This window comes from Candidatus Pelagisphaera phototrophica (genome assembly GCF_014529625.1).
Classification (GTDB): Bacteria; Verrucomicrobiota; Verrucomicrobiia; order Opitutales; family Opitutaceae; genus Pelagisphaera; species Pelagisphaera phototrophica.
The window spans coordinates 2,407,083-2,426,668 of sequence record NZ_CP076039.1; the positions used below are offsets into that span (position 1 = coordinate 2,407,083).

Consider the following 19,586-nt stretch of genomic DNA (forward strand, 5'->3'; position numbering starts at 1 on the left):
TAGCAACACGCCTCCCACTTCAAATTTACCAATTTCATGCCGCACAACTTTTACGACTCAGACAAAGCAGTATCAGAGTATCTGTTATTTCATTACGGATCCCATTCGGATTTGCTTTTCGACCAAATGGGACCGCAGGAAGCACTTGGATTCGCTCGCCGAAGCGGACTCTTACATAAGGGTCAATCCATCTATCGGAAACGAGCCCTGGACCTTGGCTGCGCAGTGGGCGCTGCCTCCCATGCTCTGAGCGAGTCATTCAGTGAAGTAGTTGGAATTGATTTTTCCCACGCCTTGATTCAAGCGGCTAATCGCATTTCGAGCAGCCGCGAAGCAACCATCGAAATCGCTACGGAAGGCGATCTGACTCGACGTGTTAAGATCTCGGTACCAGACAGCTCTCAACCTGAACGTATCACGTTCGCCCAGGGAGACGCAATGAACCTAAACCCTGAGTTAGGGAAGTTCGATTTCATTTTGATGGCCAATTTGATCGACCGCCTTCCCGACCCCCAAAAGTGTCTTCAGAATATTCACTCTTTCACCGCCGAAAATGGAGTCCTCGCCATAACCTCACCTTACACTTGGCTTGAGGAATATACGCCCAAGTCGAAGTGGCTCGGTGGCTATGAGGAAAATGGCATCGCTATCAGAACCGCGGATCAGCTAGAGGGAATATTGGCTCCGTATTTCGAGAAGATCGATTCCCAGAACCTTCCTTTCCTGATACGTGAACACGACAGAAAGAACCAGTATTCGATTGCCCATGCGACCCTTTGGAGAAAATATTAGTGGCGTCATGAGGCTCTTCAGTTTTTTACCCTACCTTCGCAGGATTTCAACCTCCGGCCTAGGCATTGCTTTGATGTTCCTTTCGGGTTGCTCGAAAGAACGCGATGCGCAGATTCTAGTGGTCGGCATGGAGTTGTCCTATCCGCCGTTTGAAATGACGGATGAAAACAACCAGCCAACGGGTATCAGCGTGGAAATGGCCCGAGCCCTTGCCGATCGACAGGGTAAGGCTCTGCGTATCGAGAACATTCCTTTTGCAGGTCTTATACCAGCTCTCAAAACCGGTAAAATCGATCTCATCATTTCATCGATGACTCGAACAGAAGAGCGGGCCCAGTCCATTTCCTTTTCCAACCCCTACTTGCACACTGGGCTGTGTGTTCTTGTATCCCAAAACGGTGATTCCCATACGATCAAGGACATCGATCAGCTTGGTGCCAAAGTTGCAGTGAAGCAAGGAACCACCGGACACATTTACGCGAACGCAAATCTTAAGAATGCTGAAATACTGCTTTTCGACAAGGAATCCGCTGCTTCTCTAGAAGTAGCCCAAGGCAAAGTTGATGCATTCATCTATGACCAGATCTCTATTTATTTGAACTGGAAAAAGCATTCCGACACAACCCGTGCCCTCCTCAATCCATTTAACAGCGAATCATGGGCCATAGGCGTTCGGAAAGGAAATGATGAACTCACAACGCAAGTAAATCAATTTCTAGCTGAATACCAGGCGAGCGGCGGATTCGACCAACTTGGCGACAAATATTTGTCGGAACAAAAGCGAGAGTTTAAAGAACTCGGATTCCCTTTCTTTTTCTAGTGTCGTTCGTCTCATTATTTTTTGGCTCAAGCCACGCGAGCGAAGCGGAAAGCCCTCCCATGTCTCGATGGGTTTCGTTCGGCGGCGCAATTTTGTTTCTCTCCCTCGTTTTGTACGCCTCGTTTTCCGCTCTAGAATACCAGTGGAACTGGGAATCCGCTCTAAGATACAAGAAGAAGTTCGCTGATGGCTGGATCGCCACTTTGTGGATATCCGCTCTTTCATTGTTTTTCGCTTTCCTAATCGGCTCTCTGGCCACGTTGTGCAGTCGGGCTCGCTTCTTGCCTGTTCGCTACCTCTCAATGATCTATGTAGAACTGACTCGAGGAACGCCTCTTCTTGTGCAGATCTTCTTTTTCTTCTACGTTGTTGCGGATGCCGCTGGCATCCAAAATCGCTATGTAGTCGGGATTGCCATTATGGCCATATTTAGCGGCGCTTATATTTCAGAGATTCTGAGAGCTGGTGTTGAAGGAGTTGGCAAATCCCAGCTTTTGTCCGCCAAAGCCATCGGTTTTACTGAGTATCAAACATTTCGTTACGTAATCGTGCCTCAGGCCCTTCGAAGCAGCCTTCCCGCTCTAGCAGGGCAAACGGCAAATTTAATCAAAGACTCCTCACTTCTTTCTGTCATCGCCATCAGCGAATTCACTTTGAATGCTCAAGAAGTCAACGCGATCACCTACAGTTCCTTTGAGAGTTTTTTCCCTTTAGCCATCGGATACCTCATTCTCACCCTACCTATAATGCGGCTATCCCGATCGATTGAAACCAGACTCAGGTTTGAAACATGAAACTAGAGCTTGAATCGGTTGTTAAGACCTACGGAACCCAGCGAGCGCTAGACTCGCTTGACTTGACTATCGAGGACACCATATGTCTCGCCTTGATCGGTCCTTCGGGTGGTGGGAAATCGACAACACTCCGTTTAATGGCAGGTCTCGAATCGCCCACTTCCGGAACTATTCGAATCGAAGGCAATGAGATAGCCCACGAAGATTGGCAACTGCGAGATTATCGCCAAAGAGTTGGGGTTGTCTTTCAAGCCTATAATCTCTTTCCCCACTTCGACGCGATTACAAATATCGCCCTACCCCTTGAAAAGGTCCATGGATATAGCAGGGGAAAGTCGCTTGAAAAGGCGGGGATGCTTTTGGACCAATTCCAACTAACGGACCATCGATTTAAAAAGCCCGCAGAATTATCAGGAGGGCAAAACCAACGCGTCGCCATTGCCCGAGCGATCGCGCCCGATCCAGATATCGTATTCCTAGACGAACCGACATCTGCCTTGGATCCCGAAATGACGGCCGAAGTCCTAGAAGCGATTGAAACCCTGATTGAGGCGAAAAAAAAACTGGTCATCGCCACCCATCAAATGGGATTTGCCAAACATGCGGCTGACACGGTTGCGATCATCGCAGAAGGTAAACTTGTAGAAGTGGGAAATTCCTCCCAAGTAATCGACTCTCCCCGCACTGCTCGTGCACAGAAATTCCTCAAAGCGTATTTGAAATTCTAAAACCTATCCCCTTGGTGGAAGGAAACTTGCCTGATTAATCTTCCCTAGCCCAGAAGGAGAGAGAATAGAACGCTTCTTCGTAACCGTATCAAACAAAACGATACGTTCATCACTCCCATTTCGCGAGGTGTAAATCAGGTGGCGGCCATCATTAAGCCAACAGGGCTGAATACCATCACCTCGTTCATTGGTCAGGAATTCGCTTTTTCTCGTGCTGAATCGGTAGGTGGCCACCTGGAACCGATTTCCCACTCCCACGGTAAAGGCAATCAAGTCCGAGTCTGCATGGTTCCAATCGGGTTCCGCGCAATAACCGCTTATCTGTGTTGGAATATGGCTAAACTGACCTCCCGCAGCGGACCCTCGGTAGAGGGCAAGGCCTCCATTACGATCCGACGCAAATATAATCTCTCTACCATCGCGTGACCAACACGGTGTTGCCTCTAGTCCGTTAGAATTCACAACCCGCTTTAGCCCTTTCGCCAAACTAGAACCCACGTAAATGTCAGCGTTCCCTGGCCCCGTGAGCACCATTGCAAGCCGCGTCCCATCTGGACTATAGCGAGCGCTGGAATTGGTGCCTTTAAAATCTACCATGACCTCCGAACGCTGTCCACGGATGTCGATCCGCCGAATATTAGGGAATCCGGATAGGTAGCTTGTGTAGACGATGTAATTGCCATCAGGCGACCATCTCGGGCGGACGGCTTCAACCCCGTGGCTGGTCAGACGCTTCCCTTCTCCGAAAAGAAAGTCTCGATAGTAAATCTCCATTCCCCTGCCTACTTCGCCCACATAAGCGATTTTTCCTCCGAAAAAGCCCCGCATGCCACTGGTTTTGTAAATCGCAAGATCAACCGCCCTGAGAACTGAATTCCGACGCGATTCCCCTTGAACTTGAGTCGTGTACTGAAGTCGCTCGGGGATGCCTGAGAATATTTTCAAAGTCGAGTGATTCGATCCGACCGGATCCACCTGTATCGCAAACGATGCTTCCTGCATAGAATTGGCAACTCGGTAGCGACCGTGGATACTAAATGCCGTCTTTAGAATGTTCAGGGCTTCACCATCCTGCGAACGAGTAACCACTGGTACAACATCTCGCTGAACATTCACCTCGCCCACACCGATGTCCCTTTGGGCAAAGGCGGCAGGACCGAGAATGAGGGTAGCCGAAAAGGCAATTAATCTGATAAGGGTAATCTTGATGCGTTTATTCATTCGCTATAAGCCTGGACTTGACAGATCCTCGAATGTTTCAGGTTTCTAGTGAGCTCTTTCGATTAACTGATCGAAAAGTTGTTTTAAAAGGAAAAGCAAATAATCCAAAAACATCAACAAGCTGTGAGTAAAGAAGCTATCAAAAACGCCCTAAGCACCGTGAAGTACCCTGGGTTTAGTCGGGATATCGTATCCTTTGGCCTAGTACGGTCCGTCGATTTCGAAAATGGGAACGCCGTGATTGGCATTTCCGTAACAACTAGCGATCACAGTGTGGCTGCCCGAATACGCGATGACGTCGAATCCGCCCTTAAAGCGGTTCCTGAGGTCAAAAACGTCGATGTGAACGTGTTGATCTCCCCCACGAAAAAGCCCGAGGAAAGCTCTAGTCCAGGCAGAGCCAATCCTGCCGATCTCCCAGGTGTCAAGAATGTCATCGCTGTGGCAAGCGGCAAAGGAGGCGTGGGAAAATCTACGTTCTCCTCTAACCTAGCCTGCTCCTTGGCAAAACAGCTTTCAGATGAGGGCAAAAAAGTCGGACTGCTGGACTGCGACATCTACGGACCCTCCATTCCGTTGATGATGGGGGTGGGTGGCCGACCCGAAATCGAAGACGAGTCAATCATTCCCCTCGAAAGCCACGGAATCAAGGTCATGTCCATGGGATTTCTTATCGACGAGGATACACCCGTGGTTTGGCGAGGCCCAATGATTCAAAAAACGATCAATCAGTTTATCAACAACGTCAAATGGGGTGACCTGGAAATTATCGTAGTCGACCTGCCTCCGGGAACCGGCGACGCCCAGCTTTCTCTCGTCCAAACCATACCCCTCAAAGGGGCCATTATCGTAACGACCCCTCAACTGGCAGCCACTCAAGTCGCGAAACGCGGGGCTCGGATGCTGGAGAAGACGAATGTACCCCTCCTCGGAGTGGCTGAGAATATGAGCTATCTCGAAGGGGAAGATGGATCGAGACAGTACATTTTCGGCGAAGGCGGTGGTGAGAAGACGGCGGCGGAACTCGACATTCCTCTTCTTGGCAAGATCCCTCTCAATCCCAGCATAAGGGAGGCCGGAGACGCGGGTTCGCCCATCTCAGTTTCTAAACCGGATTCCCCGTCGGCCCACGCGTTCGATCTGATCGCAACCGAAATAATGTCCCAACTGAACAGCTAACCTCTGCGGACTAAAAACTCTCGAATTCCGGAAAGTGCTCAGATTTTTGATCATACTTATTTTGGAAAGTCGCACCTCCTAAGTAGTACAACGCGTTATCAATAGCATTTAGTACTTATTCAGGCCGAAAAATGTTGGTTTCGCGCAAAAACTTCTCATTGACTCTTTGACCGTGCACGCGGAGCATTACTCAACCCAGCAGGAATATTCAGCCACGAGAACTCCCTCCCAAAATAGTTCAGTGTCGTTAAGATTCTAATCTAAATTCGAAATACGGTTTGAAGCAGGCCTGAGCAAGCTAGCTAGAAAATGGCAAAAGAAGATTCTCAACCAGAAGATCAGCACGAATTCGTGAAACGTTCTAGCCTTTACCAAGAGTTTCTCGCAGAGAGGGAAGAGATCCTGCGGTACAAGTGGCTCGAATCCGAAAGACTTGGGAAGGATATCGGTTTCGAGCGCGCCCTGCTCGACTGGATTCGAAAATATCGAGATGGATGGCGCAATTCGAGGCGGGACCCAGATCACAAGGAATCCTCTGCGTAGCACTACAGTTCTCAAGGAGTCCAAGGGACACCTACACACAAAAAAGCGACACACTGCCTGTACCGCCTTCTACTATCCTTTGTCGGGGGAGAGAATCTACTTTATTTCCCGGTGAAGCGTATGGCGCTTCAAGTTCTTGTTGTACTTCTTTTTCTCTACTCGCTCTGTCACCGTCTTCTTATTTCTTGAAGATAGGTAGCGTGAGACGGGCTTACCTTCCGCCTTCGCTTCTGTGCATTCCAGTGTGATAACTTCGCGTGCCATAATTCGTTCAATTTAAGGATCAGAGGAAGATCTCTACCTAAAAACAAAATGCAACTGAATTTTTTTCGTGCAATCACTAAATTTCAAGGGGCTCCTACGATACTAGCCGTCAAACGACTTTTCCATGAGCGGAAGAGCGATCCCGTTTCTGAAAATCGTTACCTGTCCGTTACTGGCCGATACCACGATAGCGAGGCATTCCGTTGCAACGGAGACCGCGGCAGCTGCCGCATGTCGGGAGCCGAATCCACTTGGGAGCATATGAAGATATTCCGGTGCGTGAATAAGCGTTCCAGCAGAAATAAGTACTCCATCGCCCCGAATCACGAAAGCGCCATCTAGACCGGAATACTCTTTGACGGTCTCGTCCATGAAAGGGCTGAGAACATTGCACTCTTCCTCTTTGTAGCCGTAAAAGGGATTCAGAACGAGCGGCTTCGTCAATTCCTCCACCGCTTTGGTGGCCCCGACTACAAACAGCGTGCCCACCGTATGGCCTTCCCTACCCTCAACCGACAACTCCATCGCAATGCCGATCACGCGTTCGAGGACTTCCGGCAATATATCGGGGGGGAGGAAGCTTTCTTGATCTGCGAGCAATGCTCGAAATTCACTACGTAGATCGATTACCACAATCGTATCGAACTGATCGCTTCCGGGGATTCCTCCCACGCAGCATATCTTGTCATTCACCCCAATAATTCCTCGAGTGATTCCAACGAGAAATGCGGAACGAGTCTGAGCAAGCCGGCCTTTTGAGAAAGCTCGAACTTGTATGATGTTATCGAACGAGGATGCCTCCACTTTCCCCTCCTTGGCCCGCTTCGTCACGAGAATGGACTTAAAGTCGGCGAAACCTTCGTGAGGATTCAATCTATCCGAACTCATCACATCTCCAAAAACTGCGATGAAATCACAATTGGCCCCCTTAGCGATTCGCATAGCCTGATTGAATATGAGCTTATTGATCGAACTCTCACTACGCTTGGCTGCAGTTGCCTGCATTCCGCCAAATCCAAGTAATAGTTCATCGCAGAGCGCATCCAAGTCTGGCGTGCCAACCAAATCATCAATAAAAGCCTTGTCCTTTACCAAGCGGGCTACGTCCGCGAGGACCTTCAAATAGTTCTGAGTGCTTTCGCCAGCCAGCATGAGGATGATTAAGTGGATCTTCTCCTCTTTTTTGGGTCCGTCATGGGAGATGCCAACTTTGCAACGGCCGAACGCAAAGACGTAGCGACGCTTCATCTTTATCCGCAAATGAGGCAATGCGACACCGTTACCCAAATAAGTCGTCATCGTCGCCTCTCTCCGGAGAAGTCCTGAGAGAAGGTTCTTTTTTCGGCCTAAATCCTTAAAACTAGCATTGCAGGACTTGATCAGCTCCTTCAAACACCCTTCGAGCGAATCGCTTTCTAGTTCCAATACACGTTTTCGAGAGAAGTATTTGTCTAGTCGCATCAAGTAAGGGCGGTTCAAACCGTTGCGGGGCACTCGCCCCCATTAACTCACTATTTTTCCCAATCGAGTCCGCCCTTTTTGATTTCGTAAAAAAGCCCAACCACCAAAACCGTAAGGAAAAAAAGTATCGGCCCCAAAATGGGCAGACTGTTGGCGATGAAATCGCGATAAACCAAAACCCAGGGAATCAGGAACAACACTTCTATATCGAAAAGAATGAAGAGCATCGCGGTCACATAAAATTTGACCGAGAACCTCGTGCTGGTTTTTCCCTCTGACTTTATCCCGCACTCGTATGCGGAATTTTTAATACTCCCTTTCGAGCCCCGCTGACCAAATAGATGGCTAGCCGTTAAGATAACGCCCGCAAGCCCCGCTGCGAAAGCGATCTGAACTAATATTGGGGCGAAATCCGAAACCTCCATGACAATCGAAAATCCGCAATAAATTTTACAATTTCAAGGTAAAAGAACTCCCAGAACGAATTAAGCCAATTCCTTTCATCTCAAGACACCGGTCAGGGGGTCCGGAGACGCAAAAAAGGCGAGCCCTGTATCGGACTCGCCTTTGAAAAAGTAGTTAATCGCAGAATACAATCTACTTGGTCGCCTGATCGAGAATATCTCCGAGGTTCATCAAGTCGCCGCCATCCTTCATATTATCGTAAGTCTGGGTTTCTGCGGCAAGCTGCTCTTCATCGTAATTAGCCGCCTTGATGCTTAATCCGATACGACGTTCTTCGCGATCGATCTTGATTACGCGGGCCGTGACCCCGTCACCGATATTTAGCGAGTCCTTGATCTTCTCGATCCGTTCTTCGCTGATCTGGCTAATGTGAACTAGTCCATCAATATGGTCCTGAAGCTCAACAAACGCCCCAAACGAAGTAATTTTCGAGATCGTTCCTGTAACCACGTCACCTATACGGAAGCGACCATCAATGTCTGCCCATGGATCATCTGTAAGCTGCTTAACGCCGAGAGAAATACGCTGGTTCGAAGTATCGACATCCAATACGATTGCATCGATTTCGTCGCTCTTCTTTAGGACTTCACTTGGATGGTTGATCTTCCGCGTCCAAGACATGTCCGAAACGTGAACCATTCCGTCAATTCCCTCCTCCAGCTCGATGAACGCGCCGTAGGTAGTAATATTCCGAACCTTGCCATGAACATGGGCGCCCACTGGATAATTGTGAACCACCATATCCCATGGATTCGGATCCAACTGGCGAATGCCAAGCGAGATTTTCTCTTCGTCCTTCTGAATTCCAAGAACCACTGCTTCAACATCGTCTCCCACCTTTAGGAGATCGCTCGGCTTGGTAATGCGTTTTGTCCACGACATTTCTGTTACGTGAACCAGTCCTTCAACCCCTTCTTCGATTTCGATGAACGCACCATAAGGTACCAAATTGACGACCTTGCCAGCAACGTGAGCCCCAATGGGATAGCGGTTTTCAATGCTGTCCCATGGATTGGACTTAGTCTGTTTAAGACCGAGTGAAACCCGCTCTTTTTCGCGATTGATTTCGATAATCATCACGTCGATTTCCTCTCCCTGTTTGAGCATTTCGCTCGGATGCGAGATCCGGCCCCAGCTCATATCAGTAATGTGAAGCAATCCGTCCATTCCATCGAGGTCGATGAAAGCTCCAAAATCAGTGATGTTCTTAACGATACCCTTAACTACGTCGCCCGGGTTGATCTTATCGAGAAGTTCGCGGCGCTTGGAAGATCGCTGCTCTTCAATTAGTTCACGGCGTGAGAGAACGATGTTCTTTCTCTCTAGGTTGATTTTAAGAACTTTGTAGTCGTAAGTTTGGCCAAGGTACTGGTCCAAATTCTTAGGAGGCTGTATATCGATATGCGATGCCGGCAAGAATGCGTCCACTCCCATGCCGACGATCAAGCCGCCCTTAACTTTTCCCTTAACGCGACCTTGGACAATTGAGCCCTCTTCGCATTTAGTAATGATATTCTCCCAATTCTTCTTTTGCTCAGCCTTGTCAAATGACAGAATGGGATTTCCATCCCGATCCTCAAGCTTTTCCAGAAAAATCTCAATTTCCTCGCCAATTTGGAGGTCACCGAGATCGGAGAATTCCGATGCAGAAATGAGGCCTTCAGATTTACCGCCGATATCGACAACGACTTCGACTTGGCGGATTTCAGTGATCGCACCCTTGATAATAGATCCTTCCTTGAGCTTGTCAAAGGTGGTCTGGGCGAGAAGTTCTTCCATTATAGAACTCATGGTACTTGGTGTCAGCAAATCCGAAATTGCTTCCGAAAATCCCAGGTTTCCTGACTAATTGCGCGTTGCCTATTAGACAACATTGTTAGAATAGCGGTAACTCGTTCGGAAGCGTCGCGGCGGAACGAGCGGTTGATGAAATGCCACAAAGGCCACGGAATGTGACCCATTAATTCTCGGGAGCAAGCGAAATCGAGCGTTCTCTCAAACCCGTTTTCAAATCGGATTCTCTCTTCCACACTTCCCTATCTCAGTAGACAACCTTGTTGAGCGGATATTCAATGATTCCTTCCGCTCCGAGCTCTTTTAGCTTCGGTATGATGTCGCGAACATCCTTTTCACTCAAAATCACCTCGACCGCGGACCAGCCTTCATCGCTCAAACGGTTAACCGTAGGGTTTCGCAAGGCCGGAAGGATCTTGAGGATGTGCTCCATGCTATCCTTGGGAGCGTTCAGCTTCAAACCCACCTTATCGGTCGCTTCGAGAGCGGCTTGAAGCATCATCGCGATATTTTCGATTTTTTGCCGCTTTATCGGATTGGCCCAACTCTCCTTGTTGGCGATCAACTTGGTGTTGGTTTTTAACAAGGTCTCAACGATACGAAGCTTGTTCGCGATCAATGAATTACCCGTCTCCGTCAAATCAACAATAGCGTCTACCATGTCGGGTACCTTCACCTCAGTCGCCCCCCAGGAAAATTCGATCTCCGCCTCGACCCCTTTGTCAGCCAGAAACCTGCGAGTCAGATTCACTACTTCCGTAGCAATACGCTTACATTGCAAATCTCCAACTGTCTTTATGGGCGAGTCTTCTGGAACTGCCAGCACCCAGTAGGAAGGTCGGTTGGATGCCCGACTATATACTAAGTCGCAAACTTCCACAACATCAGACCCATTCTCCACGATCCAGTCGTACCCACAAAGACCCACGTCAAAAAATCCGTGATCTACATAGCGGCTGATCTCCTGGCTTCTAACAAATCGGCCGTCCAATTCAGCGTCGTCGAAGCTCGGCTTATAGGAACGGGAACTCTTTCGGATATTCCAACCCGCTTTCGCGAATAGCCGAATCGTTGGCTCTTCAAGGCTGCCTTTTGGCAACCCAAACATGAGTATTGGCTCCTCTTTTTGCACGCAAAAGGTCGAAATCCATACAAGCCAAAGTCGCAAGCCTAATCTTTTCCTCTTTTATGGCTTTTTTACATTTTTACATTTTACACTGAGTCATTTAGTAATTGTAAATAATTATTGCATCGCTTCTACGGCTTTTAACAATTACTTCCTCGAACGGATAAATTTTTAATTTTTCCACACAAAGCCACGCTCTCCATTTTTCGCACTACAATCTATTATTAAATTACTCCTATGCCTAGTAAACCCAAGCCATTAGTTCTAATCGTAGAAGACGAAGCAGAGCTCGCGAACGTCATTGCGGAACACCTCGAAGCAACAGGGATGCAAACCCAGATTTGCAATCGATGTGCTCTGGCAATGCGATTTCTGAAAAACAATTTCGCCAACATCATTTTGTTAGACCTTACGCTTCCAGACCAGAACGGGTTTGCGTTTATGGAAGACTTAAAGTGCGAGGACATCAACATCCCCACCATCTTTCTAACTGGTAATGATTCTGAAATCTCGAAGGTGAAAGGGCTCGAACTGGGAGCAGACGATTACGTCACCAAGCCATTTAGCGCGCCGGAACTTGTTGCTCGTATTCATGCCGTACTTCGAAGAGCAGAGGTCGCCAACGACTTCAACGTAACGAAGAACGTGAAACTCACTGACTCGCCCTTCATTTTCAATACGGCTTCCATCAATCCCACCACAATGGAAATCTCCTTTACGGACGGAGAAATTGTGGCTATCGGCCGCAAGGAAATCGGTATCCTTTCCTACTTCTATGATAATCCCCAAACGATCATCACGCGCAAAAATTTGATACACTCGGTTTGGGGAATTCACGCGGACATCCGCAGTCGCTCTCTCGACCAATACATCGTGAAAATCAGAGATCTGTTTAAGCGTAAGGACGTACCCTTGGACAATCTCAAGACTATCCACGGAATTGGCTATCAATACGAGCCGCTCAAAGCTGCGAAGGCTCCACTAGTCGATTAGGCGTCCGCAAAAAACCGCAGTGCTACTCGTGGAGTCACACGGGCAAACACTGTTTGTAGCGTCAGATTCTTGATCGGGCAGCAACGCGGTCCATTCCTGTCGCAATTCTGCTGCCCGAAACGGGTTGCCCAACAGGTCTGCTCGAATCGTTCGTTTCCTTGAGACTGTAGTGAAATCCAGATTCCGACTGATACCCCTCCGGCGACTTTCTAGAGCATACGATCAAAATAACGATTCCGGCGACTGAAGAAACCGCAAAAATTATCAGTAAGGATACCATCATGTTGAGATCGACCGGTCGGTTCCGTTCTGAAACTTGTATAGGGGCATGTTACAAAAATACTTGGTAAACGGCAATGGCTCCTACTTGGAGGCTCGTTACAACGCTGTAACATGGGATACACGCAAGATCATCAAAATCAATCTGAGACAGATCGTTTCGGTAAATGTAACCAAATATTGACAAACCACACGTAATGCTGCCCATACCGAATAGGGTAGGACTTAGGTAACGGACCGCCTTTTAATGCCGAAGCCCTTGGAAGGCGCCCACTATATTCAGATGAAAGGCAACCTGTAGCTCCCTCCGACAGGCCTCAAACTTCAGCCTTAACGAAGCCGATAGTACTGATCTGGATTGTACAAATAGTAAAAATCGAATGGCTCAAGCCGAGGAAGGGCCATAAACGGTTTGCCCTCCTCATCAAGACTTTCCTCCAGAGTGCCTTCGGCAAAAATGAAGCTTCGGCCGAATCGGTCCGGATTCTTGTCTACCGACATTTCCCAAATTCGGTCTACTACCTGATCGATCCACTTCAGCTCCTGCGCCCGGTCACCGAACTCCCGCCAGTCGCCATCTGAATTCTTGTCGTACATTAAAGCTATAAACTCGTCTAGCGTGAGATCCATCTTCTCTGCAACCGGTCGGGCAACACGGCGCCACCACTCTTCCGCCTCCTCTAAAAATTCTCGTTGCTGAGTTAGGTTCCCGCTAACTCCCCAACTGATCTGATGATGGAGAATCACAGCATTGGGATAGCTGTAGGAACGCTCCGCCAGTGTGGCGATACTGGCTGCCATACTTGCGGCGTAGGATTTAACGACGACGAATACTGGCGCCATGCTTCCATGCATCGATTTCAAAATCTTGTACCCAGACATAACTGAGCCACCTGGCGATGAATCGATTACGAGGAATATGGGATATTCTACGCTCTCATTGTTGAAAAAGTTGACCCGCTCGCTAACGTAATCAGCTAAGCCACTCCATATTGGTCCGTTTAGGGCGATTCTTCGGTCACTGACATGCAGAACCCCATCCACAAAAGGCTCTTGCAGGTACATGGTCTCCCCATCCCTGTATACGATACTGTCGACTAGATCGCCCTTTTCCTTCATGGAAAGCTTCGCTTGCAATTCAGCGACCTCGATGTCCAACGTGGTCCGTTTCAGCTTGAGACGCGTGTCCTCAAGCCTGAGCCCGGTCAGTTCCCCTTCCATCTTTTTCGCCAAAATTGAATTGGAGAGAATCAGACGCTCCTCCTCCAGCTTTAGAGCCGCTAGCTCTTCCGTAAGCGCTTTTTTAGACTCTAGACCAGCCAGCGATATTTCCTTGTTTAACGCATCCATTTCGACACTCAATCGCTCGTTTTCCGCCTTCAGCTCTGCCAGATCCTGGCTCAATCTCTCCCTCGCTAAAGAATTTTCTAAAGCTAAAAGCTCCTTTTCTTCTTTCAGTGCCGCTATCTCTTCCTTGAACTTCTCCGCCCGTAAAGACATCCGAGCTTGAATCAACTCGCGCTCACCGTTCAACGCCTTCACTTCCGCCTTGCGCGCCTCTTCTTTTGGATCGGCCCCGTCTTCACTACCTTCCGTTACCTTGGAGGTTGCTTCGGAACTCGACTCCTTCTCTGGAGATTGGTCTGCGTCTCCGGCGTCTGCGCCCTTGCTTGCCTCTACGACCAGCGGCTCAAGCTCGCTTTGACCAGCTACTTTACTACCGGCCAACAAAACCGCAATGAAAACAAATCGAATAAGAATCTGAAATTGGCACATAATATTAGTAAACGACTTAAACCGCATACAGGAAGCAAGAATTGTACCGAAGGTATTCGAAACGCAAGCGGAAGTGATCCATTGGGACATTCCGGACAAGTCTTGAAACGCATAAGCGATTAGGATTCTCGAGGATAATTCATAAAATATCTAGAATTCCGTCAAATTAGTCATAGGAATGCCTTCAGTGAGTTTAGAAGCCCTGCAAAGTGTCAAATCCTATATGCTTTCTCTTCAAAGTAGCGTGTGCGACGGAATTGAGTCCCTTGAGGACTCTGGCAACCGTTTTATTAGCGACGACTGGACGCGAGAGGCCGGGGGCGGAGGAACAACCCGTGTATTGGAAGGCGGAGAGACTTTCGAAAAGGCTGGGGTCAATTTTTCACACGTTATGGGAAACGAGCTACCCGCTTCTGCCACAGCGAGCCGTCCAGAACTAGCGGGAAGAGCCTTTCACGCCACCGGGGTTTCGATCGTAGTACATCCAAAAAATCCCTACGTCCCAACTTCGCATGCTAACGTGCGCTATTTCTACGCCCCAGCAAAGTCGAGCGATGAAACGGATGTCTGGTGGTTCGGAGGGGGATTCGACCTTACCCCATATTACGGCTTCAAAGAGGACGCTATCGATTGGCATAAAGCCTCAAAAGCGGCCTGTGACCGCTTCGGATCCGAAACCTACCAGACATTCAAATCCACCTGTGACTCGTACTTCTACATTAAACACAGAAAAGAGCCCCGTGGAATTGGAGGACTATTCTATGATGACTACAATTCCGGTGGATTCGAGAACGCGTTTGCTCTGACCCAGAATATTGGAAACCACTTCTGCAAAGCCTACCTCCCTATCGTTGCCAGACGTAAGGACCATCAATACGGAGAACGGGAACGATCTTTCCAAGCTTACCGGCGGGGAAGATATGTTGAGTTCAACCTCGTTTATGACAGGGGAACTCTTTTTGGACTTCAAAGCGGTGGAAGAACGGAATCCATACTGATGTCCCTTCCGAGTAATGTATCATGGAGGTACAACTACAGTCCTGAACCAGGAACTCCCGAAGCAGATCTTTATGAATACTTCCTTAGACCACGCGACTGGGCAAATGAAACGCCCTAAGCGACTAACCGCTCACGACCGAATCATATAAGAATCAAATGAATTCCCGCGTACGCTTTTTGAAAGCTCTGAAATGCCAATCCCTCGATCGTCCACCCATTTGGGTAATGCGACAGGCCGGACGCTACCTGCCCGAGTATCGCGCCCTAAAAGAAAAATACACCTTTCTTGAACTCGCCCAAACTCCAGAGCTGGCACTGGAAGTAACCCTGCAGCCGCTCAGGCGCTTCCACTTGGACGCCGCAATCCTATTTTCAGACATTCTGGTCATTCCAGAAGCCATGGGACAGGGCTACCATTTTAGGGATGCAGGAGGGATTGCAATGAACTACCGCCTCGAGAACAGGCAGCAGATAGAAGCCTTAGACTCGACCCGGATCGAAGAAAAACTGAACTATGTTTCCGATGCCCTTAAGCTCATTCACACAGAACTTTCCGGGAGCAAAGCATTGCTCGGCTTTGGAGGTTCCCCTTGGACGCTCGCCACTTATATGGTTGAAGGAGGAAGCTCGAAAAGTTTCGAGCAGATCAAAAGCCTCTTCTACTCCGATCGGGCAACCTTTGATGCTTTGATGCAAAAACTTACGGATAGCTTGATCTGTTATTTCAGAATGCAAAAAGCCGCTGGTGTCGACGCGATCCAGATTTTCGATTCTTGGGGCGGCATCATAGCCGGTACTGACTACGAGGACGCATCTTTAAGATGGATCCGTATGATTATTGACGCAGTTGGAAATGAAATTCCCATAATTCTCTACGCTAAAGGCACATCCGTCCACCTTTCCGAGCAATGCGCCTCAAATCCAAACGCAATCTCGGTAGACTGGACGATATCAATGAAGGAAGCCTCCGAGAGAATAAACGACAACATCGCCATTCAAGGGAATCTGGATCCGGTAATTCTGGATACAAACCCGGAAATCGTTCGCAATCAGGTCCTGAAAATTTTAGAAGCGATGAGAAATCGTCCTGGTCATATTTTCAATCTGGGACACGGAATTCATCCGGCAGCCAAAATTGAAAACATGGAGACTCTCGTTGAAACAGTGTTAGGCTACAAGGCGTGAGGTAATGTCGAACTGGATCAACTAGGCATGACGCAATCGTCACAGGTGAAAGAAAGATACGATCTGGCAACTGGAATCCGAACTCCCCGACTGATACCAGAGGCAAAAAAATGACGAAATGGCGGTAAACCAATGAGTTCAAAAGAAGTCGACTTGTCCGAAAAGCTCGAACTCTTCAAATTTCGGGTCTACTGGATCAACGCCTGCTTAACTTGGCCAATCAATGACTCAAGTTCGCTGCTCGGTTCCCTCAGCAAAGCGCGTTGCAGCAATTTAAGTGATTCAGAAAAGCGTTTTTCATCGATGAGCGTTTGTGAAGCCAAAATCAGGGCATCATATTCATGTTTTTCCGAGCTATACGCTCTTTCGAAATAGTACATTGCTTTCGCCTTCTCTCCTCTTTCAGAATGAAGTGACCCCAGCCGAATTAGTGCTTCGCCGTTCAATGGATCGTTCTCTAAGGCTTCCACTAACTTTCCTTCTTCCCCTACACTATCTCCATCGTACTTAGCGAAAGTCGACTCTAAGATTAAAAATCGCGTTCTATCCTCTATCTTCCAATACGTGTCGAGTGAACCAATCTTATCAAATAGGCGTCGGGCTTCATCCACTTCATCCTTTTCTACTAGGAATCTCACCGACAGAAGGACTTCTGAAATTCGCTTAACCAAATCGCTCCGTTTAGCCCCTATATAAGTATCGATCGCAAGTTCGTACATGCCTTGCAAACTGTATATATTAGCAAGCTGCACACGAGTATCCATCGTCCCATCGCCGAAAGCCTCGATCATTTCAAAAATCTGGGCCGCCTTATAAAATTGCTCGGTTTCGACATAAACATTCGCCTGATAGGTGCGATAAATATTTTTCTGGGGGTCGCGCCGCAATAGTTCCTCCAGCAATGGCAATGCCTCTTTGTACCGCTTGGCCATCATCATGGCCTGTGCCTTGCCCTCGACCCATTCGATATTATTTGGCTCAAGCACGACCGCGGCATTGTAAGCCAGTTCAGCCGCCATCAGATTCCCTACGCGCAAATGGCAATAAGCCGCCGAGCCATAAGTATCAGGGCTCGTATCTCCAAGTTCGATACATCTAACAAGTGCCTTCATCCCCCCTTCATAATCCGCTCGCCTCGTCTTCAGCATACCTAAGTTTTTCCAGGCTCTCCTGAATGTAGGAAATTTCTCGATCGCTCGATCGTACTCAGCCAAAGCGTCATCCCAAGCCCCTCCATTAAAGTAGAGGTTGGCTAAGATGAAATTGAATGAAGCCGTCGCAGGTGTTTCTTCGCCTAGCATGCCTTCCAGCATAGATTTGGCGAACTCCGGGTTCTCCTCTACCATGGGACCAATTTTTTCCAATAGAGAAATCTCCAGTTCCTGCAATTCCGGCTCCCGGTCTTCCAGAACTCCATAGCTTGCGGTGAATCGCTTTTGAAACTCGGGTCCAAACAAATCCGGCTTCCCCATTTCATCGGCTTCCTGATCCTGACCAGAGGCGTAACCAATACTAAAAACAGCGAATGCAACTACCAACGTTTTCATAGACTAAATGGAGACGAGGACGATTTCTGATAGACGAGGACAAAGCGCACCCAACACTTAACCTTCTGACCATTTTTCTTGGCCGGCCTGAATCGCCAACGCTTTAGGTCTCTAATAATAAAGGGTCTAGCTTCCTCAACGGGAGAGTTCAAAACCATCACATGAATAGGGCGCCCGTTTTCATCGATGGACAGCTGGACGATAATTCTAGCATTTCCCACTTCCTTCTTCAACTTCGGAGGAAGCGTCGGCATAGGACTGTAGTTCCTCGCAGGAATTTGATCCACCTCACTCTTCTCAAAAACGATCGACTCTAGATTCACTTGAATGTTCGGCCTTTGAAAATCGGTCAAATTGACTTCAAATTTATCGGTTATTTGCGAGGGTGCGTCTATAGAAGTTTCTATTGGCGAAACCGTCAGCTTCGCAGGATCTGGATTCAACGTGACGTCGACCTGTATCGGAACTTGAGATACTTCAACCATTTCCACTATCTCCGGTGGAGGTTGTGGCGGCGGCGGAGGCATGAACAACTCAATCTTCGCCAATGCAACGTCTTCTGTCTGCTCGATATCTCCGAGTCGAGAGATTGACATCCCTAAAAACAAAACAGCGGTCACGATTACGGCAAATACGACAACTCTGATCGAATTCGTAGACTGATTCAATCCCGTCTCTAGAGAATACGCCTTCATTCTTTCGTCGCAAAATGAATGTCCTTACCGCCCGCAGCTTTCACTTCACCATACACCTTGGCAAAGGTATCGTGAATGGACTCCCGGTCAGCCTGGATTATGATTGGAACGTCTTCGATAGCGAGGACCCGGTGAACGATGGGACGCACTCGCGCCAGTGAAATCTCTTTTCCTCCGTAAAAGATCCTACCGTTATCTGTAATAGCGATTAGAATACTGTTTTTAGGAAGTGGTGTGGAATTACTAGCCTCAGGCTTTTCCACATCAATACCTGCTTCCTGCACGAAAACCGTCGTAACAATGAAGAAAATGAGGAGAATGAATATGCAATCGATCATCGGGGACAGATTAATCTCTGTCTCCCCGCCTAGATCTAAATCGGCCATATTACGTCTCATTTCGCAAATGCCCTTTCACCATGAATCGATACCAGTTCCTGATGGGCAATTTCTTCCTGCCGTTTCTTCGCTTCCCGCTTGATCCACTGAATCATGAAAATCGCCGGAATCGCTACGATTAGCCCCGCTTGGGTAGTAACAAGAGCGAAGCGAACACCTCGGCTAACTTGGGAAGTTGTCTCCTGCATTCTTTGCGAAAGACTTTCAAACGTCTCCAGCATTCCAATCACCGTACCTAATAAACCTAGTAACGGCGCGGCGGCCGCGAGCATACCGATGTATGCGACTTGACGGGAAACGATTTCACTAAACTCGCGCTTGGCTTGTGAATACGCTATCTCCAGCTCAACATTGGTCGCATTTTCATCTATACCGCTTTTAATCTCAGCGATCGAAAACCCTTTGACGAAAAACAAAGTTCCGAGTGCCGATCGATAAAGCAGCACCGACAACAAGATCAGTGCAATCATCACGACTCCTCCATCCTGTATAGTCTGCCAGGCTTCTAGATAGAACTCGTTTGTCAC

General features: G+C 48.3%; 22 protein-coding genes. 10 read left to right on the forward strand and 12 right to left on the reverse strand.

What is annotated here, in order from left to right:
• Positions 1-36: 36 nt before the first annotated feature.
• Genes GA004_RS10300 through GA004_RS10315 form a run of 4 tightly spaced genes read left to right on the forward strand, consistent with a single transcriptional unit; the run spans position 37 to position 3,134 of the window.
• Positions 37-792, forward strand: a complete 756-nt coding sequence (locus GA004_RS10300) for a putative 4-mercaptohistidine N1-methyltransferase (protein WP_283393775.1) — start codon at positions 37-39, stop codon at positions 790-792.
• Positions 731-1,612 carry a transporter substrate-binding domain-containing protein gene (locus GA004_RS10305; protein WP_283393776.1) on the forward strand — a complete coding sequence of 294 codons (882 nt, stop codon included), beginning with the start codon at positions 731-733 and terminating at the stop codon, positions 1,610-1,612. Before GA004_RS10300 ends, GA004_RS10305 begins: the two co-directional genes overlap by 62 nt.
• Before the next feature lie 59 nt (positions 1,613-1,671).
• Positions 1,672-2,406, forward strand: coding sequence for an amino acid ABC transporter permease (locus GA004_RS10310; protein WP_283393777.1), 735 nt, complete (start codon positions 1,672-1,674; stop codon positions 2,404-2,406).
• On the forward strand, positions 2,403-3,134 hold the full coding sequence (locus GA004_RS10315) for an amino acid ABC transporter ATP-binding protein (protein WP_283393778.1): 732 nt from the start codon (positions 2,403-2,405) through the stop codon (positions 3,132-3,134). Before GA004_RS10310 ends, GA004_RS10315 begins: the two co-directional genes overlap by 4 nt.
• Before the next feature lie 3 nt (positions 3,135-3,137).
• Here the strand turns inward: GA004_RS10315 and GA004_RS10320 are convergent, their stop codons facing one another.
• Positions 3,138-4,355 carry a hypothetical protein gene (locus tag GA004_RS10320; RefSeq protein WP_283393779.1) on the reverse strand — a complete coding sequence of 406 codons (1,218 nt, stop codon included), beginning with the start codon at positions 4,353-4,355 and terminating at the stop codon, positions 3,138-3,140.
• Positions 4,356-4,478: 123 nt separating this feature from the next.
• On the opposite strand from GA004_RS10320, the gene GA004_RS10325 reads away from it, so the two are divergent.
• Positions 4,479-5,534, forward strand: coding sequence for an Mrp/NBP35 family ATP-binding protein (locus tag GA004_RS10325; RefSeq protein ID WP_283393780.1), 1,056 nt, complete (start codon positions 4,479-4,481; stop codon positions 5,532-5,534).
• Between the two features lie 309 nt (positions 5,535-5,843).
• Positions 5,844-6,077: a hypothetical protein gene (locus tag GA004_RS10330; RefSeq protein ID WP_283393781.1), complete on the forward strand. Its 234-nt coding sequence runs from the start codon at positions 5,844-5,846 to the stop codon at positions 6,075-6,077.
• A gap of 96 nt (positions 6,078-6,173) precedes the next feature.
• Here the strand turns inward: GA004_RS10330 and rpmG are convergent, their stop codons facing one another.
• The 5 genes from rpmG to hisG all read right to left on the reverse strand — a co-directional run bounded on the left by rpmG (position 6,174) and on the right by hisG (position 11,169).
• Entirely contained in the window at positions 6,174-6,341 is a 168-nt protein-coding gene (gene rpmG / locus GA004_RS10335) for a 50S ribosomal protein L33 (protein ID WP_283393782.1), read from the reverse strand.
• A 102-nt stretch (positions 6,342-6,443) separates the two neighbouring features.
• On the reverse strand, positions 6,444-7,802 hold the full coding sequence (locus GA004_RS10340) for a PTS sugar transporter subunit IIA (RefSeq protein ID WP_283393783.1): 1,359 nt from the start codon (positions 7,800-7,802) through the stop codon (positions 6,444-6,446).
• 50 nt (positions 7,803-7,852) lie between these two features.
• Positions 7,853-8,227 (reverse strand): NADH-quinone oxidoreductase subunit A, encoded by a 375-nt coding sequence (locus tag GA004_RS10345; RefSeq protein ID WP_283393784.1) that lies wholly within the window; start codon positions 8,225-8,227, stop codon positions 7,853-7,855.
• 172 nt (positions 8,228-8,399) lie between these two features.
• Positions 8,400-10,058, reverse strand: a complete 1,659-nt coding sequence (rpsA, locus tag GA004_RS10350; protein WP_283393785.1) for a 30S ribosomal protein S1 — start codon at positions 10,056-10,058, stop codon at positions 8,400-8,402.
• A gap of 250 nt (positions 10,059-10,308) precedes the next feature.
• Positions 10,309-11,169, reverse strand: a complete 861-nt coding sequence (gene hisG, locus GA004_RS10355; protein ID WP_283393786.1) for an ATP phosphoribosyltransferase — start codon at positions 11,167-11,169, stop codon at positions 10,309-10,311.
• Between the two features lie 255 nt (positions 11,170-11,424).
• On the opposite strand from hisG, the gene GA004_RS10360 reads away from it, so the two are divergent.
• Positions 11,425-12,180, forward strand: a complete 756-nt coding sequence (locus tag GA004_RS10360; protein WP_283393787.1) for a response regulator transcription factor — start codon at positions 11,425-11,427, stop codon at positions 12,178-12,180.
• Between the two features lie 61 nt (positions 12,181-12,241).
• On the opposite strand, the gene GA004_RS10365 is transcribed toward GA004_RS10360, so the two are convergent.
• Positions 12,242-12,463, reverse strand: coding sequence for a hypothetical protein (locus GA004_RS10365; RefSeq protein ID WP_283393788.1), 222 nt, complete (start codon positions 12,461-12,463; stop codon positions 12,242-12,244).
• Positions 12,464-12,508: 45 nt separating this feature from the next.
• On the opposite strand from GA004_RS10365, the gene GA004_RS10370 reads away from it, so the two are divergent.
• A complete protein-coding gene (locus GA004_RS10370) occupies positions 12,509-12,643 on the forward strand; it encodes a hypothetical protein (RefSeq protein ID WP_283393789.1) in 135 nt (44 codons plus the stop codon).
• A gap of 146 nt (positions 12,644-12,789) precedes the next feature.
• Here GA004_RS10370 and GA004_RS10375 read toward each other — a convergent pair whose 3' ends face one another.
• Positions 12,790-14,235, reverse strand: a complete 1,446-nt coding sequence (locus GA004_RS10375) for an ATP-dependent Clp protease proteolytic subunit (protein WP_283393790.1) — start codon at positions 14,233-14,235, stop codon at positions 12,790-12,792.
• 178 nt (positions 14,236-14,413) lie between these two features.
• Between GA004_RS10375 and hemF the strand changes: the two genes are divergently transcribed.
• Complete coding sequence (gene hemF / locus GA004_RS10380; RefSeq protein ID WP_283393791.1) at positions 14,414-15,352, forward strand: oxygen-dependent coproporphyrinogen oxidase; 939 nt, start codon at positions 14,414-14,416, stop codon at positions 15,350-15,352.
• A gap of 38 nt (positions 15,353-15,390) precedes the next feature.
• Complete coding sequence (gene hemE, locus GA004_RS10385; RefSeq protein ID WP_283393792.1) at positions 15,391-16,419, forward strand: uroporphyrinogen decarboxylase; 1,029 nt, start codon at positions 15,391-15,393, stop codon at positions 16,417-16,419.
• A gap of 188 nt (positions 16,420-16,607) precedes the next feature.
• On the opposite strand, the gene GA004_RS10390 is transcribed toward hemE, so the two are convergent.
• The 4 genes from GA004_RS10390 to GA004_RS10405 are packed head-to-tail and all read right to left on the reverse strand — an operon-like array spanning position 16,608 to position 19,586.
• On the reverse strand, positions 16,608-17,966 hold the full coding sequence (locus tag GA004_RS10390; RefSeq protein ID WP_283393793.1) for a tetratricopeptide repeat protein: 1,359 nt from the start codon (positions 17,964-17,966) through the stop codon (positions 16,608-16,610).
• On the reverse strand, positions 17,963-18,661 hold the full coding sequence (locus GA004_RS10395) for an energy transducer TonB (protein WP_283393794.1): 699 nt from the start codon (positions 18,659-18,661) through the stop codon (positions 17,963-17,965). The genes GA004_RS10390 and GA004_RS10395 overlap by 4 nt, the downstream gene beginning before the upstream one ends.
• Positions 18,658-19,059, reverse strand: a complete 402-nt coding sequence (locus GA004_RS10400) for an ExbD/TolR family protein (RefSeq protein ID WP_283393795.1) — start codon at positions 19,057-19,059, stop codon at positions 18,658-18,660. Before GA004_RS10400 ends, GA004_RS10395 begins: the two co-directional genes overlap by 4 nt.
• Positions 19,056-19,586 carry a MotA/TolQ/ExbB proton channel family protein gene (locus GA004_RS10405; protein ID WP_283393796.1) on the reverse strand — a complete coding sequence of 177 codons (531 nt, stop codon included), beginning with the start codon at positions 19,584-19,586 and terminating at the stop codon, positions 19,056-19,058. The genes GA004_RS10400 and GA004_RS10405 overlap by 4 nt, the downstream gene beginning before the upstream one ends.

Coding starts and splice junctions, on each gene's coding strand:
- GA004_RS10365 (WP_283393788.1), bottom strand. CDS start 12,463: ATGATGGTATCCTTACTGATAATTTTTGCGGTTTCTTCAGTCGCCGGA.
- GA004_RS10390 (WP_283393793.1), bottom strand. CDS start 17,966: ATGAAAACGTTGGTAGTTGCATTCGCTGTTTTTAGTATTGGTTACGCC.
- GA004_RS10345 (WP_283393784.1), bottom strand. CDS start 8,227: ATGGAGGTTTCGGATTTCGCCCCAATATTAGTTCAGATCGCTTTCGCA.
- GA004_RS10370 (WP_283393789.1), top strand. CDS start 12,509: ATGTTACAAAAATACTTGGTAAACGGCAATGGCTCCTACTTGGAGGCT.
- GA004_RS10330 (WP_283393781.1), top strand. CDS start 5,844: ATGGCAAAAGAAGATTCTCAACCAGAAGATCAGCACGAATTCGTGAAA.
- GA004_RS10300 (WP_283393775.1), top strand. CDS start 37: ATGCCGCACAACTTTTACGACTCAGACAAAGCAGTATCAGAGTATCTG.
- GA004_RS10310 (WP_283393777.1), top strand. CDS start 1,672: ATGTCTCGATGGGTTTCGTTCGGCGGCGCAATTTTGTTTCTCTCCCTC.
- hemF (WP_283393791.1), top strand. CDS start 14,414: ATGCCTTCAGTGAGTTTAGAAGCCCTGCAAAGTGTCAAATCCTATATG.
- GA004_RS10395 (WP_283393794.1), bottom strand. CDS start 18,661: ATGAAGGCGTATTCTCTAGAGACGGGATTGAATCAGTCTACGAATTCG.
- GA004_RS10360 (WP_283393787.1), top strand. CDS start 11,425: ATGCCTAGTAAACCCAAGCCATTAGTTCTAATCGTAGAAGACGAAGCA.
- GA004_RS10340 (WP_283393783.1), bottom strand. CDS start 7,802: ATGCGACTAGACAAATACTTCTCTCGAAAACGTGTATTGGAACTAGAA.
- GA004_RS10375 (WP_283393790.1), bottom strand. CDS start 14,235: ATGTGCCAATTTCAGATTCTTATTCGATTTGTTTTCATTGCGGTTTTG.
- rpsA (WP_283393785.1), bottom strand. CDS start 10,058: ATGAGTTCTATAATGGAAGAACTTCTCGCCCAGACCACCTTTGACAAG.
- GA004_RS10320 (WP_283393779.1), bottom strand. CDS start 4,355: ATGAATAAACGCATCAAGATTACCCTTATCAGATTAATTGCCTTTTCG.
- rpmG (WP_283393782.1), bottom strand. CDS start 6,341: ATGGCACGCGAAGTTATCACACTGGAATGCACAGAAGCGAAGGCGGAA.
- hemE (WP_283393792.1), top strand. CDS start 15,391: ATGAATTCCCGCGTACGCTTTTTGAAAGCTCTGAAATGCCAATCCCTC.
- hisG (WP_283393786.1), bottom strand. CDS start 11,169: ATGTTTGGGTTGCCAAAAGGCAGCCTTGAAGAGCCAACGATTCGGCTA.
- GA004_RS10315 (WP_283393778.1), top strand. CDS start 2,403: ATGAAACTAGAGCTTGAATCGGTTGTTAAGACCTACGGAACCCAGCGA.
- GA004_RS10400 (WP_283393795.1), bottom strand. CDS start 19,059: ATGAGACGTAATATGGCCGATTTAGATCTAGGCGGGGAGACAGAGATT.